Annotated in this window: 18 protein-coding genes; 8 read left to right on the forward strand and 10 right to left on the reverse strand. The window is 71.6% G+C overall.

Annotated elements, in window-relative coordinates; all coding sequences use genetic code 11:
* Positions 1-52 precede the first annotated feature (52 nt).
* From QF027_RS26060 to QF027_RS26075, 4 genes are all read right to left on the reverse strand, one after another.
* The gene (locus tag QF027_RS26060) at positions 53-1219 is read right to left on the reverse strand and encodes a hypothetical protein (RefSeq protein WP_307077425.1); all 1167 of its coding nucleotides are present in this window, start codon (positions 1217-1219) and stop codon (positions 53-55) included.
* A gap of 12 nt (positions 1220-1231) precedes the next feature.
* Entirely contained in the window at positions 1232-2725 is a 1494-nt protein-coding gene (locus QF027_RS26065) for a sugar transferase (RefSeq protein WP_306978586.1), read from the reverse strand.
* A gap of 88 nt (positions 2726-2813) precedes the next feature.
* Positions 2814-4706 (reverse strand): DUF4012 domain-containing protein, encoded by a 1893-nt coding sequence (locus QF027_RS26070; RefSeq protein ID WP_307077428.1) that lies wholly within the window; start codon positions 4704-4706, stop codon positions 2814-2816.
* Complete coding sequence (locus QF027_RS26075) at positions 4703-5272, reverse strand: hypothetical protein (protein WP_306978584.1); 570 nt, start codon at positions 5270-5272, stop codon at positions 4703-4705. Before QF027_RS26075 ends, QF027_RS26070 begins: the two co-directional genes overlap by 4 nt.
* A 265-nt stretch (positions 5273-5537) precedes the next feature.
* On the opposite strand from QF027_RS26075, the gene QF027_RS26080 reads away from it, so the two are divergent.
* From QF027_RS26080 to QF027_RS26105, 6 genes are all read left to right on the forward strand, one after another.
* On the forward strand, positions 5538-6995 hold the full coding sequence (locus QF027_RS26080) for a polysaccharide biosynthesis tyrosine autokinase (RefSeq protein ID WP_307077429.1): 1458 nt from the start codon (positions 5538-5540) through the stop codon (positions 6993-6995).
* Positions 6992-7594, forward strand: coding sequence for an arsenate reductase/protein-tyrosine-phosphatase family protein (locus QF027_RS26085; RefSeq protein WP_307077430.1), 603 nt, complete (start codon positions 6992-6994; stop codon positions 7592-7594). The genes QF027_RS26080 and QF027_RS26085 overlap by 4 nt, the downstream gene beginning before the upstream one ends.
* Before the next feature lie 94 nt (positions 7595-7688).
* A complete protein-coding gene (gene dnaK, locus QF027_RS26090) occupies positions 7689-9536 on the forward strand; it encodes a molecular chaperone DnaK (protein WP_069764469.1) in 1848 nt (615 codons plus the stop codon).
* Positions 9533-10180: a nucleotide exchange factor GrpE gene (grpE, locus tag QF027_RS26095; protein WP_306978581.1), complete on the forward strand. Its 648-nt coding sequence runs from the start codon at positions 9533-9535 to the stop codon at positions 10178-10180. Before dnaK ends, grpE begins: the two co-directional genes overlap by 4 nt.
* 45 nt (positions 10181-10225) lie before the next feature.
* Entirely contained in the window at positions 10226-11407 is a 1182-nt protein-coding gene (gene dnaJ, locus QF027_RS26100; RefSeq protein WP_306978580.1) for a molecular chaperone DnaJ, read from the forward strand.
* Between the two features lie 5 nt (positions 11408-11412).
* Entirely contained in the window at positions 11413-11859 is a 447-nt protein-coding gene (locus QF027_RS26105; protein ID WP_123762115.1) for a heat shock protein transcriptional repressor HspR, read from the forward strand.
* A 52-nt stretch (positions 11860-11911) separates the two neighbouring features.
* On the opposite strand, the gene QF027_RS26110 is transcribed toward QF027_RS26105, so the two are convergent.
* Positions 11912-13654 (reverse strand): fibronectin type III domain-containing protein, encoded by a 1743-nt coding sequence (locus tag QF027_RS26110; RefSeq protein ID WP_307077434.1) that lies wholly within the window; start codon positions 13652-13654, stop codon positions 11912-11914.
* Positions 13655-13894: 240 nt separating this feature from the next.
* Between QF027_RS26110 and QF027_RS26115 the strand changes: the two genes are divergently transcribed.
* Entirely contained in the window at positions 13895-14998 is a 1104-nt protein-coding gene (locus QF027_RS26115) for a sugar ABC transporter substrate-binding protein (protein ID WP_306978578.1), read from the forward strand.
* Positions 14999-15037: 39 nt separating this feature from the next.
* On the opposite strand, the gene QF027_RS26120 is transcribed toward QF027_RS26115, so the two are convergent.
* The 3 genes from QF027_RS26120 to QF027_RS26130 are packed head-to-tail and all read right to left on the reverse strand — an operon-like array spanning position 15038 to position 18368.
* Entirely contained in the window at positions 15038-15895 is an 858-nt protein-coding gene (locus QF027_RS26120; RefSeq protein WP_306978577.1) for a transglutaminase family protein, read from the reverse strand.
* A 2-nt stretch (positions 15896-15897) separates the two neighbouring features.
* The gene (locus QF027_RS26125; RefSeq protein WP_306978576.1) at positions 15898-16830 is read right to left on the reverse strand and encodes an alpha-E domain-containing protein; all 933 of its coding nucleotides are present in this window, start codon (positions 16828-16830) and stop codon (positions 15898-15900) included.
* A complete protein-coding gene (locus QF027_RS26130) occupies positions 16827-18368 on the reverse strand; it encodes a circularly permuted type 2 ATP-grasp protein (protein ID WP_306978575.1) in 1542 nt (513 codons plus the stop codon). Before QF027_RS26130 ends, QF027_RS26125 begins: the two co-directional genes overlap by 4 nt.
* 307 nt (positions 18369-18675) lie before the next feature.
* Here QF027_RS26130 and QF027_RS26135 point away from each other — a divergent pair, with 307 nt between their 5' ends.
* Positions 18676-19704, forward strand: coding sequence for a helix-turn-helix transcriptional regulator (locus QF027_RS26135; RefSeq protein ID WP_306978574.1), 1029 nt, complete (start codon positions 18676-18678; stop codon positions 19702-19704).
* On the opposite strand, the gene QF027_RS26140 is transcribed toward QF027_RS26135, so the two are convergent.
* On the reverse strand, positions 19667-20659 hold the full coding sequence (locus QF027_RS26140) for a helix-turn-helix domain-containing protein (protein WP_307077435.1): 993 nt from the start codon (positions 20657-20659) through the stop codon (positions 19667-19669). The two genes, QF027_RS26135 and QF027_RS26140, sit on opposite strands and share 38 nt — an antisense overlap.
* A complete protein-coding gene (locus QF027_RS26145) occupies positions 20656-21654 on the reverse strand; it encodes a helix-turn-helix domain-containing protein (RefSeq protein WP_306978573.1) in 999 nt (332 codons plus the stop codon). Before QF027_RS26145 ends, QF027_RS26140 begins: the two co-directional genes overlap by 4 nt.
* Positions 21655-21676: the final 22 nt, after the last annotated feature.

Below are 21676 nucleotides of genomic sequence, written 5' to 3' on the forward strand. Positions count from 1 at the left end.
CGTTCCGTGAAGCGGCCGCCGTCAGCCGGCCGACCGACAGCGGAGCGCGCGGTTACCCCCGCAGCACGGCGTGCAGGGCGGTCAGTGCGTCCAGGAGGGGCGCGGCGCTCCAGCGGGGTGACTCCCACAGGGCCCTGTTCCTCCCGGAGTTCACGGTGCCGAGGCCGGGATAGCGGTCCATGACCGCCGCCAGCACCTCGCGGGCGAAGTCGGTGCCGGTGAAGCCTCGTTCGGCCGCCCATGCCGTCATCCGTACCGCCGTGGCGTCGTTGTTCGGGTCGCGTCGGGTCCGGGCGTCCGCGAAGTAGCGCGGGAGCGGGCCGTCGAAGAGGTGGCGCAGGTAGTGGTCCACCCCGCGTTCGAGCGGAGCCCGCACGTCCATGCCGAGCAGGGTCGCGGCCTGGTCGAGACGCAGCAGCACGTACCCGGTGTGGAAGCCGTCCACCCAGTCCAGGCGCGGTCCCGGGCCGTACGGCCAGGAGCCGTCGGGGCGCTGGCCCGTCAGGCTCACCTCGACCGCTCGACGGGCCGCGTCGGCCAGCCGGTCCGCGAGGGCGGCGGGCAGGGGCGTGGTGCGGGCCAGGCGGGCGGCGAGCGCGGCGCCCATGAGGTTGGCGTTGTGGACCAGGACGTCGCTGGTCGGGGTGTAGGTGAAGAACTCGCCGTTGTGCAGGTGAGCCAGCAGCCCGCGGGCGAGCGTCCCCGCGGCCTCGTCGCCGAGGGTCCCGGAGTCCAGGCAGCCGTCCGCGCAGAAGGTGGTGGCCACCAGGTTGGGGACCGAGGCCGGGTAGTACGACCAGCGGGTCTGCACGTCGAACTCGTAGCGCCACAGCCCGGCGTAGCGCCCGGACAACTGCTCGGCCGCCGTCCACCGGCCCAGGCGCACGGCCCGCTCGCGCCACACCGGGGACGCGGCGAGCCGGGCGCAGGCACCGGCCGCGCAGCCGGTGGCCGTGGCGGTGCGCAACGGGCGGATGCCGAGGGCCGGCCGCAGGTCGGCCGGGCTGCGTTTGACGGCCTGCAGGAGCGCCTGGCGCAGTACACGGTGCACGGCCAGCCGACCCAGCGGTCCGGTGAGCCCGTCGTACGGGTCGGGGCCCGCCCAGGCGCGGGCGTCGGCCCACTGGAAGAGCCGGTCGGCCATGACCAGCACATCGGCAGCCGACCGGACGGGCTGGTCCGGCGCTACCGGGGCGGCGGTGGCGGTTCTCGACGGCATCGGTTCTCTCTCTCAGTACGCTCCGGTGCCCGCGATGACGGCCCGCACCGTCCGCAGCAGCACGGTGAAGTCCACCGACGGCGACCAGTTGTCCACGTATCCGAGGTCCAGGGCGATCGTCTCGTCCCACGAAAGGTTCGAGCGCCCGCTGACCTGCCACAGGCCGGTGAGGCCCGGCTTGACGGCGAGTCTGCGCAGTTCGACCTCGTTGTAGCGGGCGACCTCGTCGGGTAGCGGCGGACGCGGGCCGACCAGGGACATGTCCCCGCGCACCACGTTGAACAGCTGGGGCAGTTCGTCCAGGGAGCATCGGCGCAGCAGGCGGCCGGCGCGGGTGATGCGCGGATCACGGCGGATCTTGAACATCCGGCCGTCGCGCTCGTTGGTGCCGGCCAGCTGCCGCCGCAGCCGTTCGGCGTCGGCGACCATGGTGCGGAACTTCATCATGGTGAACGGCACCCCGCCGCGCCCGACCCGGGTCTGCCGGTGCACGACGGGTCCCGGCGAGTCCAGGCGTACGACCAGGGCGACCGCCGCGAACACCGGGGCGAGCAGCACGATGAGCAGCGCCGCGCCCAGCCGGTCGGTCACCGACTTCACCACCGCGGCGAGCCCCCGCCGCAGGGGCGGGGTGACGTTCAGCATGGTGAGTCCGGCTACCGAGAAGACACCCACCCGGCGCCGGGACACCTCGGTCAGGCCGGGTACGACCACGAGTCGGCGGCCTGCGCCGTGCAGGGCCCAGGACAGCCGGCGCAGGCGCGTTCCGCTCAGGTGCGGTCCCGGTACGACGAGGACCGCGTCCACGCCCAGCCGCCGGGCCGCCTCCAGCACCGCGGCCGAGTCGGCCGTCACGCGCGGGGGTTCGCATCGGTCCAGGCGGGCGGCGACGGGGGCCAGCGACTGCGGGTCCTGCTCGCCGACCGGACACACGCCGACGACGACGAACTCGTGCTCCGTCCGTCGCGCGAGGTGGCCGACCAGGTCGTCGACGGCGTCCGCCGCCCCGATCACCAGGGCCCGGTGCACGGCCCGGCCGTCGCGACGCCGGGCGATCAGGTGCCGGCGGATCAGTGTGTGCGCGACCACGCTCGCCGGCGCGGAAGGCATCAGGGCGGTGAGCGCGAGGAGGAAGGGGGAGTCCTCGCCCGTCGCCGCCCGTACCACCGCGAGCATGCCGACCATGACCAGCCAGTCGTGCAGCGCGGGGCGCAGGACGGCGCCCTCACCGAGACGGCCTTCGGCGTAACGGTCCCGCGCGGCGCGCACGAGCAGCCAGGCCACGGCCGCCACCACCGCGAGGGTCACGGCCTTCGCGGTGTCGGTCGCCGCGAAGGCCAGGTACGCGGGCACGAGGGCGCCGACCGCGTCACCGAGGACGGCGGCCGGCGCGTACCAGAGGGGTTTGCCGGTGCCGCGTCCGGCCGGTGGCTGTGCGTCGACGACCCGGTTCCACGGCTGCCGTGCCGCCGGCAGCTGGGGCAGGGTCTCCCCGAACAGCCACATGTGCCCTCCAAGTAGGATCAAAGGGTCTGGTCGAGTGTGTACGGCGTTGCGGGCCGAGCCGGGTGCGACGCCGCGCCGGGGCGAACTGTCACCCGATAGGCCCCTGTGCGGTGCCCCTCGTTCGGGTGCCGCAGGCGCTGCCCGGCTTCAGCGTGGCCCGCAGAGGCGTCACCAGGGGCTGGCGCAGGAGGACCGGCCTGCCGTCCGCGTGCGGTTCCCACAGGTGCAGCACCAGCGTGCGGCGGGCGCCCGCGGGCAGTTCCAGATCGAGCGTGTACACGGGGTGTCCGCGTTCGGTGCCGGATGCCAGCAGCGCGGTGCGGCCGTCCACGGTGGCGCCGGTGAGGCCGGCGCCGGCTCCCGCGTAGTACGACACCAGCAGCCGGTTGTCGCCCGGCCGGGTGGAGTAGGGCGGGTGGTCCTCCCGCAGCGTGACGTAGCCGGGCAGGCCGGCGGGCGGGGCCCGGTTGGTCAGGGTCGCCGTCACGGTGACCGCGCGCCCGCCGCCGGCGCAGCCGTTCGCCTCCCAGACCAGGCTCCGGTCCAGGTAGTAGTCCAGCTTCGAGCCCGCCGCGTTGTTCACCACCAGTCCCGCGAAGGGCCCCGGGGCGTTCGGGAGGGTGCCCGCGTAGGGGCGCGTCTCCAGGAGCCGCTGTTCTGGCGGGTGGGCGCTCCACAGCTTCAGCCGGCCCTCGCGCTGGGCGTCGTGCACGGCGGCGAACAGGGCGGGCAGCCGGCGCGTGTCGGCGTACGCCGCGAGCAGGGGCGCGGCGACGGCGCGTGCCGCGTCGACGAAGAAGGCCTTGCGTCGGGTGACGTCGTCGTAGCGCGCGTAGCTGGCCCGCTCGGTGAGGTCCAGCACGTTGTCGGCGGTGAGTTCGGTGCCGTCGGCCATGCGGGCGGGGCCGGTGACCCGGAGGAAACAGCCCAACGTGGCCGGGTCCAGGGCGATCGCTCCGTCCACGCGCTCGCCGGTGTGGTCGCGCCACGCCGCGGCCCAGATGCGGGCCGCGTGGGGGAAGTGCGGGCTGAGGTTGGAATTGGCCCACACGCGGGTGGGAGCGCTGCCCGCGTAGCGGTCCGCGAACTCGGCCCCCAGATCGACGTCGGCCTGGGCCGCCGCCATCTCGGTGTTGTTGCCGAACCGCTCGAACGTCACATGGCCCCGGTCGGCCCGGAGCACCGCGAAGGCCCCGGCGACCCCTCCGGTGCCGCGTGCCTCGGCGGTGTTCTGGAACGCGAGGAAGTAGCGGCGTTCCCCCTGGCCGCCCAGCAGGGACGGCAGGACGCGGGCCGCCACGGAGGCGTCGGTCATCGCCGGGGCGAGACGGTCGAGCTGCCGCGCGAGGTCGGCCCGGGCCCGGTCGGCCGCCGGCAGCCAGGTGGACCGGGGCAGCCCGTGCACGTCGGCCTGGACCCGGGTGGCGACGGCTGCCGCCTGGACGACGTCCGGCGCGTGTTCCCGCAAGGACAGCAGCGCCCCGGACATCCCTTCGCCGCCGCCCGGCGCCGGCAGGGCACGCACCAGGGGGGCCAGGACGTCGGCGGACAGGCTGTCCGCCGCGGACGCGGCGCCGCGCACAGTCCGCAACGGGCCGCCGAGGAAGGGCAGTTGGGCTGCGCAGTACCAGGCCGGGCCCGTGGTGAGGTGGTGGGCGCGCGCGGCGTGGGCCGCCGCGGACCGCACCGCACGCTGCTGTTCCCCGGCCGTGCCGGGTGCCGGTGCGGTGGTCACGGCCCGCTGCAGCGCATCGAGGTCCCGCTGGGCCGCGAGCAGTTCCGTGCGGGCGAGGAGTCCGGTGACCGCGATCCAGGCGGCGCCGGCCAGGGTGAGCGCCGCGACGGCGGGCAGGGCGTACCTGAGCGCACGGCGCAGGACGGGAGCCCGGCCGAGGCGGCGGCCCGTCCCCGGCAAGCGGACGGCGTCCCGGCCGAAGCCGGGACGCCTTGGGGGTGCCGTACCGGTGTCCCGGTCCGTCATGAACTGCGGCGCCTGCGCACGGCGAACATCGTGGCACCGCCCGCGGCGATCAGCACGGCCGCGGCCCCGCCCAGCGCCAGAGCCGTCCCACTGCCCGTGCTCGCGAGGCTCGCGCCCTTGGGCTGTTTGTCGTCGTACGACGTGTTGACGGGGTCGGCCAGGACTGCCCGGTGCTGCGACCGCAGCACCTTGATCCTGGCGGCGGCCCTCCGGTAGGGGTTCCGGCCGATCAGTTCGAAGGTGTGGTACCCCGGCCTGGTGCTCCGTGGGATGGTCACGGTACCGGTGACCACTCCGTTCGCGTTCGCCCTGAAGATTCCCAGCACGACGACGAACGACCTCAGGTCCGCCTCGACACGCTGCCGGGGAGCGAAGCCCGTGCCCCGGAAGCCCAGCCGGCCTCCGGCCTGCACGGTCGTGGCGGTGAGCGTCAGGGTCGGGGGCGGCGGGGGATACGGTGCTGCGTCGGCGTGGGCGGTCTGTGCTCCCATCAGCGGTGCGGCGATGAGCGCGGCAGCCGCTGCGGCCGACGTCAGTGCGCCTCGCCACCTGGGCGATCTCGTCATGTTCACTCTCCTCCACTTGATCTGGACCAGGCGGCGATGTCGGCCGTCGTCGAGATCTTGATACCTGGAGAAAGTGCTATATACGGCACTCTTCGGCGTGGCGTGGCCAAGAAGTCACCGGATGGGGTAGCGCTTGTCCCCACGATGGCCCCGCATGAGGGTGGCTCTCCCGCTCGATGCGCGCGAGTCCCTATGGTCGGCTGCGTCCACAGGGAACAGAACATCCCAATCCGGGTGGTTCCCTCGGTTCGATGAGGGGTGCAGCTTGGATCTCCACGGCTTCCTGAAGGCTCTCGCGCGTCGCTGGCCGACCGTCGCCGTCTGCCTGGTTCTCGCGGTCGGGACGGCGGTCGCCGCGACGAGTTTGAGTACCTCGGTCTACGAGGCCAGAACCCAGCTCTTCGTCGCGACCCGTACCGGGCAGGACACCGCCCAGCTGAGCCTGGGCCAGAGCTTCTCGCAGGCGCGGGTGCAGTCGTACGCCGAGATCGTGACGACCCGGCAGGTGACCGTGCCCGTGCTGAAGGAGCTGGGTCTGCGCACCACGCCGGAGGAGTTGGCGTCCCGGATCACCGCCCAAGCCCCGCTGAACACCGTGCTCATCGACATCACCGTCCGGGACGCGGAGCCCCGGCGTGCGGCGCGGATCGCCAATGCCGTGGCGCAGCGGTTCAGTGCGGTCGTCGAGCGGCTGGAGACGCCCAAGCCCGTTCCCGGCTCCAAGCGCAAGAGCCGGACCGGCGAGGAGACCTCCCCCGTCTCCCTGCGTGTCACGCAGGAAGCCGTCGCCCCCGCCGGCCCGGTCTCGCCCCGGCCGCTGCTGAACCTGGGCGCGGGGGTGCTCGCCGGCCTGCTGCTCGGAGCCGGCGTCGTCGCGTTGCGCGAGACGCTCGACACCACGCTCAAGACGGTCGAGACGCTGAGCGAGTTCACCGAACTGCCGGGGCTGGCCACCATCCCGTACGACAAGAACGCCCCCAAGCAGCCGCTCGTCGCCGCCGACGGGCACTCCCGGCGCGCCGAGGCCTTCCGCAAGCTGCGCACCAACCTGCAGTTCTCGCAGGTCGACGACCCGCCGCGGATCATCGTGGTGACGAGTTCGGTGCCGGGTGAGGGCAAGACCAACACCGCGGTGAACCTCGCCCTCTCGCTGGCCGAGGCGGGCGTGGCCACCTGCCTGGTGGACGCGGACCTGCGCCGGCCGTGCGTGGCCGCGGCCTTCGGTCTGGTCCGGGACGCCGGCCTGACCACCGTGCTCATCGGGCAGGCCCGGATCGCCGACGTGACGCAGGAGGTCGCGGGCGGGCTGTCGGTGCTGGCCAGCGGCGCGGTACCGCCTAACCCCACCGAGCTGCTGGCCTCGGCGCGGATGGACGAGGTGCTGAAGGAGTTGGCGGACCGGTACGACGTGGTGATCGTCGACACCGCGCCGCTGCTGCCGGTCGCCGACACCGTGGGACTCGCTTCGCTGGCCCAGGGCGCTCTGCTCGTCGTCCGTGCCGCCAGGACCAGGCGGGACCAGGTGCGCGCCGCCGCGGAATCGCTGGAGCGGGTGGGCGTACGCGTCCTCGGTACTGTCTTCAGCATGGCTCCGGTCTCCAAGGGCGGCCGGTACGGCTACCGGAGCTACGGTGAGCTGCCCGCTCCCCGGACGTCGGTCCTCCGCGGCGAGGCGACCATGCCCGCCGGGACGGGCGGAGCCGGCGCGGCGGGCGAGGGGTGATCCGGGTCCTGTTCGTCTGCACGGGCAACGTGCACCGTTCGGCGCTCGCCGAGCGGCTGCTGGCCGCCCGGTTGCCGCGCGGCTCGGCCCTGCGGCCGGAGAGCGCCGGTACCCAGGCATGGCCCCGCGCGGGCATGGAGCACTCCACCCGGGCGGTGCTGGAGCGGCTGGGCGGCGACGGGTCCGGCTTCGTCTCGCGCCCGCTCACCGCCGGGCTCGTCCTGGGATCGGCACTGGTGCTCGGGCTCGCCGGTGAGCACCGCGAGGCCGCCGTACGGCTCGCGCCGTCGGCGATGCGGCGCTGCTTCACCCTGAAGGAGTTCGTGCGGCTCGCCGGCGGGGAAGCCGACGGGGACGGGCGGCGGCCGGACGGCGTCGGCGGCTTCCCCGCCGTGGTCGCGGCCGCCGCCGCCCGCCGGGGGCACATGGCCCCGGTCCCGCCGGAGGCGGACGACGTCGCGGACCCGGGCGGGATGCCCTCCGCGGTGCTGTCCGAGTGCGCCCGCGAGATCGACGAGCTGGTGGGAAGCCTGGTTCGGTTGTGCGAAGACCCGTTAACGGTGCAGGTCAGAGCGGTCTTGCGTGTAAGAGATGGATAAGACTTGAGTCTGCCTGACTCAGGTCTGTTGACCGAAGGCTGAGCGTCGTGCACACTTGAGTCCGTTCCACTCAAGTCAGCTGGAGGAATCAACCATGGCACGTGCGGTCGGCATCGACCTGGGCACGACTAACTCCGTCGTCAGCGTTCTCGAAGGCGGCGAGCCCACCGTCATCACCAACGCCGAGGGTGCCAGGACCACGCCGTCCGTCGTCGCCTTCGCGAAGAACGGCGAAGTGCTGGTCGGCGAGGTGGCCAAGCGCCAGGCGGTCACCAACGTGGACCGGACCATCCGTTCGGTGAAGCGTCACATGGGCACCGACTGGAAGATGGAGCTGGACGGGAAGCCCTTCAACCCGCAGCAGATCTCCGCCTTCATCCTCCAGAAGCTGAAGCGGGACGCCGAGTCCTACCTGGGCGAGAAGGTGACCGACGCGGTCATCACCGTCCCGGCGTACTTCAACGACTCCGAGCGTCAGGCGACCAAGGAGGCCGGCGAGATCGCGGGTCTCAACGTCCTGCGTATCGTCAACGAGCCCACCGCGGCCGCGCTCGCGTACGGCCTCGACAAGGACGACCAGACGATCCTCGTCTTCGACCTCGGTGGCGGCACCTTCGACGTGTCCCTCCTCGAGATCGGCGACGGCGTCGTCGAGGTGAAGGCCACCAACGGTGACAACCACCTCGGTGGTGACGACTGGGACCAGCGCGTCGTCGACTACCTGGTGCAGCAGTTCAAGTCCGGTCACGGCGTGGACCTGGCCAAGGACAAGATGGCCCTCCAGCGCCTCCGCGAGGCCGCCGAGAAGGCCAAGATCGAGCTGTCCAGCTCCACCGAGACCTCGATCAACCTGCCCTACATCACGGCGTCCGCCGAAGGCCCGCTGCACCTGGACGAGAAGCTCACCCGGGCTCAGTTCCAGCAGCTGACCGCGGACCTCCTGGAGCGCTGCAAGACCCCGTTCTTCAACGTCATGAAGGACGCCGGTGTCTCCATCAACGAGATCGACCACGTCGTCCTCGTCGGTGGCTCCACCCGTATGCCCGCCGTCGCCGAGCTCGTCAAGGAGCTCACCGGCGGCAAGGACGCCAACAAGGGCGTCAACCCGGACGAGGTCGTCGCCATCGGCGCCGCCCTCCAGGCCGGTGTCCTCAAGGGTGAGGTCAAGGACGTCCTGCTCCTCGACGTGACCCCGCTGTCCCTCGGCATCGAGACCAAGGGCGGCATCATGACCAAGCTCATCGAGCGGAACACGACGATCCCGACCAAGCGGTCCGAGATCTTCACCACCGCCGAGGACAACCAGCCCTCCGTGCAGATCCAGGTCTACCAGGGCGAGCGCGAGATCGCGGCGTACAACAAGAAGCTCGGGATGTTCGAGCTGACGGGTCTGCCGCCGGCCCCGCGCGGTGTCCCGCAGATCGAGGTCGCCTTCGACATCGACGCCAACGGCATCATGCACGTGACCGCGAAGGACCTGGGCACGGGCAAGGAGCAGAAGATGACCGTCACCGGCGGCTCCTCGCTGCCGAAGGACGAGGTCGACCGGATGCGCCAGGAGGCCGAGCAGTACGCGGAGGAGGACCACCGCCGCCGCGAGGCCGCCGAGACCCGCAACCAGGGCGAGCAGCTCGTCTACCAGACGGAGAAGTTCCTCAAGGACAACGAGGACAAGGTCCCCGGCGAGGTCAAGACCGAGGTCGAGGCCGCCGTCGAGGAGCTGAAGGCCGCGCTCAAGGGCGAGGACACCGCGGAGATCCGCACCGCCACCGAGAAGGTCGCGGCGGTCTCCCAGAAGGTCGGCCAGGCCATGTACGCCGACGCCCAGGCCGCCCAGGGCGCGGGTGACGCCGACGACGCCGGGGCCTCGCAGGCCAAGGCGGACGACGACGTCGTGGACGCCGAGATCGTGGACGACGAGCGCAAGGACGGTGCCGCGTGACGGAGGAGACCCCGGGCTTCGACGAGAAGCCCGACGTCCCCTCCGGCGCCACCCCCGACGACGCCGAGCCGAAGGCCGCCCCCCAGGAAGGGGCGGCCCCGGCCGGGGACGCAACAGCGCAGATCGCCGGCCTGACGGCCCAGCTGGACCAGTCGCGCAAGGCGCTCGACGAGCGCACCGCGGACCTCCAGCGGCTCCAGGCCGAGTTCCAGAACTACCGCCGCCGGGTGGAGCGGGACCGGATCACGGTCAAGGAGATCGCCATCGCGAACCTCCTGACCGAGCTCCTCCCGGTGCTCGACGACATCGGCCGCGCGCGGGACCACGGTGAACTCGTCGGCGGTTTCAAGGGCGTCGGGGAGTCGCTGGAGACCGTGGCGGCGAAGCTGGGACTCCAGCAGTTCGGCAAGGAGGGCGAGCCCTTCGACCCGACGATCCACGAGGCCCTGATGCACAGTTACGCGCCCGATGTCACCGAGACGACGTGCGTGGCGATTCTGCAGCCTGGGTATCGCATCGGCGAACGCACCATCCGCCCCGCGCGGGTGGCCGTGGCCGAGCCGCAGCCGGGCGCGCAGACGGTCAAGGCCGAGGACGGGTCCGAGGCCGGCGACGACAAGGACAACGGCCCTGAGGAGGGCTGAGGTCGTAGAGATAGATCGGGACACCGGAAAGGGGGCACGTCGGGGATGAGCACCAAGGACTTCATCGAGAAGGACTACTACAAGGTCCTCGGCGTCCCCAAGGACGCCACCGAGGCCGAGATCAAGAAGGCGTACCGGAAGCTCGCCCGCGAGTTCCACCCGGACGCCAACAAGGGCAACACCAAGGCGGAGGAGCGCTTCAAGGAGATCTCCGAGGCGAACGACGTCCTCGGTGACCCCAAGAAGCGCAAGGAGTACGACGAGGCCCGCGCCCTGTTCGGCAACGGCGGCTTCCGTCCGGGGCCGGGCGGCGCGGGCGGCTCCTTCAACTTCGACCTGGGCGACCTCTTCGGAGGCGGCGCCCAGGGCGGGGCCCAGGGAGCCGGCGGCTTCGGCGGCGGACTCGGAGACGTCTTCGGGGGCCTGTTCAACCGGGGCAGCTCCGGAACTACGCGCGTCCAGCCCAGGCGCGGCCAGGACATCGACACCGAGGTCACCCTCAGCTTCACCGAGGCGATCGAGGGCGCGACGGTGCCGCTCAGGATGTCCTCGCAGGCCCCCTGCAAGGCCTGCTCGGGCACCGGCGACGCCAACGGCAACCCGCGCGTGTGCCCCACGTGCGTGGGCACCGGCCAGGTGGCGAGGGGCTCCGGGGGAGGGTTCTCCCTCACGGACCCCTGCCCGGACTGCAAGGGCCGCGGCCTGATCGCGGAGAACCCCTGCGAGATCTGCAAGGGCTCCGGGCGGGCGAAGTCCTCGCGCACCATGCAGGTCCGCATCCCGGCCGGGGTGTCGGACAGCCAGCGGATCCGGCTGCGCGGAAAGGGGGCGCCCGGTGAACGCGGCGGCCCCGCGGGCGACTTGTACGTCACCGTGCACGTCGACGCGCACCCCGTCTTCGGCCGCAAGGGCGACAACCTCACGGTGACGGTCCCGGTGACCTTCTCGGAGGCGGCGCTCGGCGGCGAGGTCAGGGTGCCGACGCTGGGCGGTCCCGCCGTCACGCTGAAGCTGCCGCCGGGCACGCCCAACGGCCGCACCATGCGGGCGCGGGGCAAGGGCGCGGTCCGCAAGGACGGCACCCGGGGCGATCTGCTGGTCACCGTCGAGGTGAGTGTCCCGACCGAGCTGTCGGGGAAGGCTCGTGACGCGCTCGAGGCGTATCGCGAGGCGACCGTGGGTGAGGATCCACGGGCGGAGCTGTTCCAGGCCGCGAAGGGAGCTTGATCGACATGGACGGCCGTCGACGCAACCCGTATGAACTGACGGAGGAGACTCCGGTCTACGTCATCTCGGTGGCGGCCCAGCTCTCCGGCCTGCACCCGCAGACGCTGCGTCAGTACGACCGTCTGGGCCTGGTGTCCCCGGACCGCACCGCGGGCCGGGGCCGGCGCTACTCGGCCCGGGACATCGAACTGCTGCGCACCGTCCAGCAGTTGTCGCAGGACGAGGGCATCAACCTCGCCGGTATCAAGCGCATCATCGAACTGGAGAACCAGGTCGCCGCGCTCCAGTCGAGGGTGGCCGAACTCCAGGCCGCCGTCGAGGGGGCCGCGGCGGCCATGCAGCAGCGCGAGGCGGCGGTGCACGCGTCGTACCGCCGTGACCTGGTGCCGTACCAGGAGGTCCAGCAGACCAGCGCGCTGGTGGTGTGGCGGCCCAAGCGGGCCAAGGACTAGGCACAGCCACGGCGAAGGGGCCCGGAGAGATCTCCGGGCCCCTTCGCCGTGCTCACACCGAGGCCGGTGCGGTGACCGCCCAGCCGTCCGCGGGCGGGGTCTCCGTGCCGTCGGCCAGGACGCCGGTCACCCAGTAGTAGGAAGTGGTGCCGCGCCTCGCCCCGGTGTCCACGTACTGCGAGGCGGTGCCGGCGAGGTCGGCGATCCGCTCGTACGAGGAGGTGGCGGGGTTCCAGCGGTAGACGCGGAAGCCCTGCACGGATCCGTCGGGCTCCGCACCGCCGCCGAGCCCCGACCACGTGAGCCGGTTGCCCTCGTCGCCCTCGGCCTCCAGTACCGAGAGGTCCAGCGGCGAACCTTCGGGGGTGACCACGCTCGGTGTCATGTCGAGCTCGGTGACGACCACTGCCTTGGCCAGGTCGTCGCTCCACTTGTTGGCGGAGTTGCCCTCGTCGTCCACGGCGTCGATGAAGAAGCAGACCTCGTCGCCGTCCGGGAGCGTGGTGTACGTGTAGGACGTCTCCTCGGGCGAGACGTAGTCCACCAGACCGCCGTAGCAGACCTGTTCGTCCTCGTCGCCCACGAGCTCGCCCCGGTGGACCGTGTAGTACCGCAGGTCCGTCGCCGGGCTCTTGTCCCAGTTCAGTTCGAAGCCGTACTCGGTCGGGGTCACGTCCAGGCCGGTGACGAGCGGCGGCGGGTCGTTGTCCCAGATACGGCCCCGCTGCGGCGCGGACCGGGCGGACTCGTTGCCCGCCGCGTCGACGGCCGAGACACGGTAGTAGTACACGGTGCTCTCGGCGGCCGAGGTGTCCAGGTAGGAGGGCAGCTCGGTGCGGCCGAGGGCGGTGTACGTGCCGTTCTCGCTCGCCGCCCGGAAGACGCGGTAGGCCGTCGCGCCCGCGACCTGGTCCCATACGACCTTCAAGCCGCCGGTTCCGGTGCCGCCGGGCCGCACCTCGCCGGTCGCGCTCGTGATGACGGGCACGCCCGGCGCGACCCGGTCGACGGTGGCCACCGGCTGGTCGGCGGTGCCGGTCGACTCGTTGCCCGCCTTGTCGTAGGCGCGCAGCTCGTAGTAGTACGTCTCGCCGGTCACCGGCAGCGTGCTGTCGGTGTACGAGGTGAGGGCGGTCGTCGCGAGCGGCGCGGCCGGGAAGGACGTGCCCTTGAGCCGCCGGTAGACCCGGTAGCCGGCGAGGTCCATCTCCTTGTTCTTCGCCCAGGTGACCTTGGCCTTGCCGGTGGCCTTGTCGTACGAGACCGAAGTGCCCGTGGGGACCAGCGGCTTGACCTTGTCGACGTCGGCGGAGGTACGGGGCGCGTAGGTGACCTTGACCTTCGCGGCGCCGGTCCAGTTGGCGTAGTCGATCCGCAGGGTGTGCCTGCCGGACGGGATCGTCACGTCGGCGGTCTTCTTGACCGTGGTGGAGACGTTCTTCCACAGGTCGATCTTGCGGACGCCGTCGACGTACACGCGGATGCCGTCCAGGCCGGTGGCGTCCAGCGCGAAGGGCCCGCCGGAGCCGAAGTCGCGGGTCACGGTCCAGCGGACGCCGAAGTTGTCCTTCGGCAGGCCGGAGACGGGGGCGCCGCTCCAGCTCTGGTCGATCGCGGTGTCGCAGTCCGTCTTCTTCGGGGTGCCGGACAGGCTCGTGTTCGCGTAGAACTGGCGCTTGAACACGGGCGAGGCACACGCCACGGTCGCCGAGGCGGGGGCCGCCGTCAGGGTGACGAGGGTGCCGGCGGTGGCGAGGACGGCGGCGGTGGCGGTCGTCCGTCTGGCTGACTTCATTCTGTCCTCTGGTCGTACGGGGAACAGCAGTTGTGCGACTGCTGTGATCACGACTCGCGAGGTGTGAAGTTGGTTGTACTAGTGTTCGCGCCAAGTCTTCACACCATCGGCGGAGAGTGGCGTTGCGCACTCGTTAAGTGATTCCGCTTGACGTCGATGGGCGGCCCCGCGTTGGCTTTTCAGACACATGGGCCGCAATGCCGCGCCCGCGTCCGGAAAGCACCAGAAGTGAGCAGCCCCATGCGTCGTATCGCCATAGCCGTGGCCGCGTCCACGATGACCTTCTCGCTGGCCGCCTGCGGGGCGCTCGGCGCCGCGAGCGGGAGCGAGGCGAGCCCGACCAAGGGCGACGACATCACCGTGGGTGTGCTGATGCCGGAGAAGACGAACACCCGCTACGAGGAGTTCGACTACCCGATCATCCAGCGGAAGGTCGCCGAGCTCACGGACAAGAAGGGCAAGACGCTCTACGCCAACGGCGAGTCCGACGCCAAGAAGCAGGCCACCCAGATGCAGCAGATGATCGACGAGAAGGTCGACGTCATCCTGCTGGACGCCGTGGACTCGCACGCCATCGCGGGCATGGTGACGAAGGCCAAGGACGCGGGCATTCCGGTCATCGCCTACGACCGCCTCGCCGAGGGCCCGATCGCCGCGTACGTCTCCTTCGACAACGAACTCGTCGGCGAGGTGCAGGGCCGCTCCATCGTCGAGGCGCTCGGCTCGGGCATCGACACCTCCGACAAGATCGTCATGATCAACGGCTCGCCCTCCGACCCGAACGCCGGACAGTTCAAGGCGGGCGCGATGTCCGAGCTCAACGGCAAGGTGACGATCGCCAAGACCTACGACGTCGACGGCTGGAAGCCGGAGACCGCCCAGAAGGACATGACCGAGGCGATCAGCGCGATCGGCAAGGGCAACATCAAGGCCGTCTACTCCGCCAACGACGCCATGGCAGGCGCCGCCATCCAGGCGATGGAGGACGCGGGCATGACGAACATCCCGCCGATCACCGGCCAGGACGCGGAGCTGGCCGCGGTGCAGCGGATCGTCTCGGGCGAGCAGTACATGAGCGTCTACAAGCCGTACCCGGGGGAGGCCGAGGCCGCCGCCGAGATGGCCGTCATGAAGGTCCAGGGCAAGGGCATCCAGTTCGACGCCCTCGCCACGGACAGCGTCGACAGCCCCACCGACAAGAACATCCCGGCCCAGCTCGTCCAGGTCGTCGCCCTGACGAAGGACAACATCAAGAGCACGGTCGTCAAGGACGGCATCTACACGATCAAGGACATCTGCACCGCGCAGTTCAAGAGCGACTGCGCGGCGGCGGGCCTGAAGTAGCCGTGCCGGGGCGGAGGGAACCCCCCTCCGCCCGCTCGTTCACGCCACCCGCGTGAACTCCACCGTGACCTCCGGCGATCCGCCGGGCACGCCCCGGTAGATGCCCTTGTGGGGCGTCACGTCGTCGTAGTCGCGCCCCCGGGCCACCACCACGTGGGACTCGTCGGCGCGGACGCGGTTGGTGGGGTCGTAGCCGCACCAGTCGCCCGCCCAGTACTCGATCCAGGCGTGGCTCTCCCCGGCGACGGGCCGGTGGAGTTCGGCGTCGCGTTCCGGGTGGAGGTAGCCGGAGACATAGCGGGCCGGGAGGCCGGCACCCCGCAGCAGGGCGACGGTGAGATGGGTGATGTCCTGGCAGACGCCGGCGCCCTGCTCCCAGGCCTCCGCGGGGGAGGTGTTCACGCTGGTCGCGCCGGGGAGGTACGACACCCGGTCGGCGACCAGCGCCGACACCGCGACCGCCGTCTCGTGCGGGTCGAGGCCGGCCGCCGCCTTCCGGGCCTTCTTGATCAGCTTCGGCGGGACCGTGGTACGGCCCGTGGGGCTCGCGAACTCCAACAGGCGGGACCCCGCGATGCGTTCGGCCACCTCGTCCCACGTGGGCGCGGCCGGCAGCGGCTCCGGCCGGGACGTCTCGACCAGGCTGGAGGCCGTGATGGTGAGATGGCCGTGCGGGTCCATCAGATCGAAGCCGGTGACCTGGGTGCCCCAGTAGTCCCAGTAGGACCAGGTGGGCGTGGTCGGGTTGACGGTGACCCGGGCGTCCAGGGTGGTCTGGGCGGGCAGGGTCAGCGGGGTCATGCGGACCTCGTTGTGGGACGAGGCCACGGGCTGGGCGTACGAGACCTTCGTGGTGTGCTTGATCCGGAGGCGGCGGGACGCGGGGGTGGCGGTCATGCTCACGCTCCTTCCTGGGCCCACTCGACGGGCCCCTGGTACGGGAAGAACCGCTCCGCCACCGCCTCCGCGGAGGCCATGCAGGCGGTTTGCAGGTCCCCGAGCAGCAAAGGGAGTTGCTCCTCCAGGGCGTGCAGGTCGAGGTATTCGAGACGGGTGCGCATCCGGCCGATCGGGCGGCGCGCGGGGTCCTGGCGGGGCCGGCCGAGCGCGGTCAGGCACTCCTCCGCCGTCGTCAGCGCGTGCAGCGCGGAGCGCGGGAAGTCGCGGTCCAGGAGCAGGAACTCGGCGACGCGCGGGGTGTCGCCGAAACCGCCGTACACGCGCGCGTACGCCTCGTCGGCGCCCGAGGCGCTCAGCAGGGTCGGCCAGTCGGGCGCGTGGGCCGCGTCCAGGACCCGGACCGACAGCAGCCGTACGGTCATGTCCACCCGCTCCAGGCTGCGGCCCAGCACCACGAAACGCCAGCTGTCGTCGCGGCTCATGGTGGAGTCGGCGAGCCCGAAGAAGAGCGCCGCGCGCCGCCGTACGAGTTCCAGATAGGCGTAGGGGCCCGTACGGCGGGCCGCGAGCCGCTGGTCGGCCAGCGCGTGCCAGGTGGAGTTCAGGCACTCCCACATCTCCGAGGAGACGGCCTCACGGGCGCTGCGGGCGTTCAGCCGGGCCGCGCCGAGGGCACCCTCGATGGAGCAGGTCGAGCGGGCGTCGAAGGCGAGCTGGTCGAGGACCTGCTGCATGTCGACACGGGTGCCGCCCGCGTCGACGCCGAGGATCGCGTACAGCGACCGGCAGGCCACGTCCTCGTCGCGCCACGGGTCGTCCAGCAGCCGGTGGAGGTAGGCGTCGAGAATGCGGCCGGTGTTGTCCGCCCGCTCGACGTAACGGCCGGTCCAGGTCAGTGCCTCGGCTATCCGCGAGAGGATCACGTCGTTCACTGCTGGGCCCCTTCCTGTACGACGGTGGGGTTACCGTCGGGACCGTGCTGACGCGGGGCGATGTCCAGGAGGGCAGTCCCGTTGGCAGGCGTGGGCGGCTCCGCGGGGCCCTCGGCGAGCACCCAGGTGTCCTTGGAGCCGCCGCCCTGGCTGGAGTTGACGATCAGGTTGCCCTCCTGGAGGGCGACCCGGGTCAGGCCGCCGGGCAGGACCCAGATGTCGTTGCCGTCGTTGACGGCGAAGGGCCGCAGGTCGATGTGGCGGGGCGCCATGCGTTCGCCCGCGAGGGTGGGAGAGGTGGACAAGGCGACGGGGCGCTGGGCGATGAAACCGCGGGGATCCTTGCGGACGGCCTCACGGGTCCTCTCCAGGGTTTCGCGGTCGGCCTTCGGCCCGATGACGATGCCCTGGCCGCCGGCCCCGTCGACGGGCTTCACGACGAGCCGGTCGATCTGGTCGAGGACGGCCTCGAGCTGGCCGGGTTCGTCGGGCCGGAAGGACTCCACATTGGGAAGAATCGGTTCCTCTGAGAGGTAGTAACGGATCAGGTCCGGGACGTAGGTGTAGAGCAGCTTGTCGTCCGCGATGCCGTTGCCGACCGCGTTGGCGAGCGTGACATGGCCCGCCGTGGCCGCGCCGAGGATGCCCGGGCAGCCGATCACCGAGTCGGGGCGGAAGTGGAGCGGATCGAGGAAGTCGTCGTCCAGGCGCCGGTATACGACGTGGACGGGCACTTCTCCGCGTGTCGTGCGCATCCACACCCGGTTGCTCCGGCACACCAGGTCGTGCCCCTCGACCAGCTGCACGCCCATCAGCCGGGCGAGCAGGGCGTGTTCGAAGTAGGCGGCGTTGCTGGGCCCAGGGGTCAGGACCACGACCCGGGGGTCCTGGACGCCGTCGGGCGCGGCGGCGCGCAGGGCGGCGAGCAGCTTCTGCGCGTAGCCGTCGACGGGAAGCACATGCTGCTCGGCGAAGAGCGACGGGAAGACGCGGGTCATGGCGCGCCGGTTCTCGATGACGTACGACACGCCGCTGGGAACCCGGACGTTGTCCTCCAGGACCCGGAAGTCCCCCTGTTCGTCCCGGACCAGGTCGATACCGGCGACATGGATGCGGACGCCGCCCGTGGGCTCCAGCCCGTGCGCGGCGCGGTGGAAGTGCGGGGAGTTCAGCAGCAGCCGCCAGGGCACGACCCCGTCCTCGAAGGCACGGGCGGGTCCGTAGGCGTCGGCGAGGTAGGCCTCCAGGGCTCTGACTCTCTGGCTCACCCCGCGTTGTACGAGATCCCATTCGAGGGCGTCGAGGATCCTGGGCACGAGGTCCAGCGGCCAGGGCCGCTCCTCGCCCGCGAAGGCGTAGGTCACGCCCCGGTCGGTGAACGCCCGGGCCATCTGATCGGCCCGGAACCTGAGTTCACTCGGTTCGATCGGCTGGAGTGCGGCCAGCACCGGCTCGTAGGCGGTCCTGACCTCACCCGGCCGCTCGAACATCTCGTCCCATGCGTCGGCCAACGCGTATGCGTCAAATATGTCCGCCATGGCCTGACGTTAAGTGCGGCACGTAACGGGATGATCACTGCGTGATTTCCGGGAGTTGACGCGCGGAGCGGGTTGTTCCGCACGGGGACGGTCCTGGACGGGCGGGGGAGCAGCTTGTTGCAGACGGACGGACGGAGGCCCGGAGGTAACGGGGTATACCGGCCGTTTTTCCCGGCGTCGGCCCGAGGAGCCGTGTTGCGGAGCGGGTCGGGGCCGCGCATAGTTGCGGAGCCTGGGGGCTTCCGTGCCCCGATGGGGAAACAGCACAAGAGGGCGGTAGACGCAGGAACCGGGGGTGGGATGGGCAATGGCCGGGCTCAGGGCGGACGACCATCCACACGGTGCCGACCGGCTGTGCGAGGCCGGGGACCGGGTGTACTCCCGGGCCGTACGGCGCGGCCGCGTGCCGCGAGCCGACGCCGAGCCGGTGCCCTGTCTGCTGGAACTGGCCCTGCTGCACCCGGACCCCGACGACATGGACTGGCTGGTGCCGACGGCACCGCAGGAGGTCATGACCCGGCTGCTGCGCGGCGTCTACGACGAGGTCAGCACGAGCCAGCAGCGGGTGGGGGCGGCCGTCGCGGCGGTGGAGCGGTACGCCGGTCTGGGGCCCAGCGTCGTGCCGGGCGCCGGTGAGGGGACCGCGATCCGGGTCCTCGACGGCCTCTCGCGGATCCAGGCCGCGATGGACGAGGCCACCGAGGCGTGCACGACGGAGGTCCTCACCGTCCAGCCCGGCGGCATCCGTCCCGAGCACGAGTTGACGGAGGGCCTGCACCGGGCGCTGGCGCTGCGCGGCCGGGGCGTGCGGATGCGGGACCTGTACACCCATGTGGCCCGGCACGGCCAAGGGCTCCTGAACTACCTGGAGTTGATGGGCGGCACGGTTCAGGCGCGGACGCTGGACGAGGTCATCGACCGGCTCATCCTCTTCGACCGCACGGTGGCCTTCATCCCCGCGAACGCCGACCGCACCCTCGCACTGGAGCTGCGGCACCCGGCGCTGGTGGAGTACCTGGTCACGGTCTTCGAGCGGCTGTGGCGGCTGGCGATCCCCCTCACCGCCCCCCTGCCCGACACCGGCATCGAGGGCATCTCCCATCGCGAGCAGTCCATCGCCGCACTGCTGGCGGAAGGCCACCAGGACGCGGTGATCGCGGAACGGCTGGGGATCAGCGTGCGCACCTGCCGGGCCCATATCGCGCGACTGTCGGAGACGCTCGGGGCGGCCAGCCGTACGCAACTGGGTGTCCGGATAGCGCAGGTGGGCCTGGACGGCCCGACGGCCGTGGGCTCGATCACGCTCCCCGGTCAAGAATCCCGGACCGTCCGATGAGGTAGCCGAGCTGGGCGCGGCTGTCGCTGCCGAGGGTGGCGGCGAGTTTGGCGATGTGGACGCGGGCGGTGCGGATGTTCATGCCGAGGCGGTCGGCGATGACGGCGTCGGTGTGGCCCTCGACGAGCAGTCCGGCGATGGCCCGTTGACGGGGTGTGATGCCGTTGAGGCTCGGCCGGTGGACGGTCTGCGGATACATGGGCGTGGCCTGCCACCACAGCCGGTCGAAGGTGGCGGCCAGGAACTCCACCAGGGCCGGGTGCCGGACCTCCAGCGCGACCGTGCCGTCCCTGCCTGCGGGGATGAACGCGACGGTCCGGTCGGCGACGATGAGCCGGTCGGTGACCTCGTCCAGGGAGCGGGCCTCGGCGTCGCCGCGGAGTTGCTCGTAGCGGGCGAGGACCAGCGGCATGTGGCGCTGGGTGTGCTGGTACAGGGTGCGGATACGGGCGCCGCGGTCGAGCAGCGCCTGGTCCCGGTCCATCGCCACGACCTGGGCGGCGGCGCCCCGGCTGTCGCTGTAGTGGACGTTGGGCTGCACACACAGGAGTTCGTGTACGGCGCCGGCCATGGCCTCCGTGATGGCCTCGTTGATGGGGCCGGTACCGCTGATGACTCTGATCGCCGGGTTCTCCGCGGCCGCCGCACCGCGCCCGTCGATCCGCAGGAGCGGCGCGAACGCCTCGGCGAGCCGTTGCTCACGCCGCCGCTCGCGCGCCACGCGGTCCGTGGTGGCGCGGAGCATGCGGTGCAGGGCGAGGGCGGGCGGTACGGCTTCCAGCCGGGCCGGGTCCCGGGCGTCGGGCCGCAGCAGCCCGGTGTCGAGGAGGCAGGGGACGTGCGAGGCGTCCTGTCGGCCGATCCCGCCCTCGCGCAGGGCGCGTGCGTAGACCTCGATGCCTTCCGGGCACGGGTCTTCCGGGCCGTGCTCCGGATGGGCTGCCGCCGTGCTCACTCGCCCGTGTCCTCCTGGCCGAGAATCCCGGACTGCCCGATGAGATAGCCGAGTTGGGCGCGGCTGTCGCTGCCGAGGGTGGCGGCGAGTTTGGCGATGTGGACGCGGGCGGTGCGGATGTTCATGCCGAGGCGGTCGGCGATGACGGCGTCGGTGTGGCCTTCGACGAGGAGGGCGGCGATGGCTCGTTGGCGGGGGGTGATGCCGTTGCGCGTGGGCTGCTGCACCGCTTCGGGGTACATCGGGGTGGCCAGCCGCCACAGCCGGTCGAAGGCGGTGACGAAGAAGGAGATCAGGGCGGGGTGACGGATCTCCAGGGCGAGGGTGCGGTCCTTGTTGGCGGGGATGAAGGCCACGGTCCGGTCGACGATGATCAGACGCTCCGTCACCTCGTCCAGGCTGCGGGCCTCCACGTCACCGTGCAGACGCTCGTAGCGGGCCACGACGCTGGGCGCGTGGCGCAGGGTGTGCTGGTAGAGCGTGCGGATACGGCCGCCGCGGTCGAGCAGGGCCTGGTCGCGGTCGAAGGCCTCGACATGCACGGGCGGGGGCGGCTGGGCGTGTCTGTCGCTGGTGTTCGGCTGGACGGCCAGCAGTTCGGAGCCGGCGGCCACGGCCTGACCGATGACCCGGCTGATCAGGTCGAGCCCGCTGAGGACGCTGATCATCGAGGAGTCCTCGGTTCCCGTACGGCGGCCGTCGATCCGCATCAGGGGCTCGAACGTCTCGGTCAGCCGTGCCTCACGCAGTCGTTCGTCCGCGATGCGTTCCTCCGCGATCCGCAGCATGCGGTGCAGGGCGACGGCCGGGGCGACCGGCTCCAGCCTGTCCAGGTCCGTGACGGCGGGATGCAGGAGACCGAAGTCGAGCAGACAGGGCGCTTCCTCGGCGTCGACGCCGAGCACGTACCCCTCACGCAGGGCGCGTGCGTACAACTCGGTCCCTGCCGCGCACAGGTTCTCCACGCCGTGCTCCGGATGTGGCACCGGGATCACTCGGTCACTCCCTCCCGCTCGA

The organism is Streptomyces canus, from assembly GCF_030816965.1.
Lineage (GTDB): Bacteria > Actinomycetota > Actinomycetes > Streptomycetales > Streptomycetaceae > Streptomyces > Streptomyces canus_E.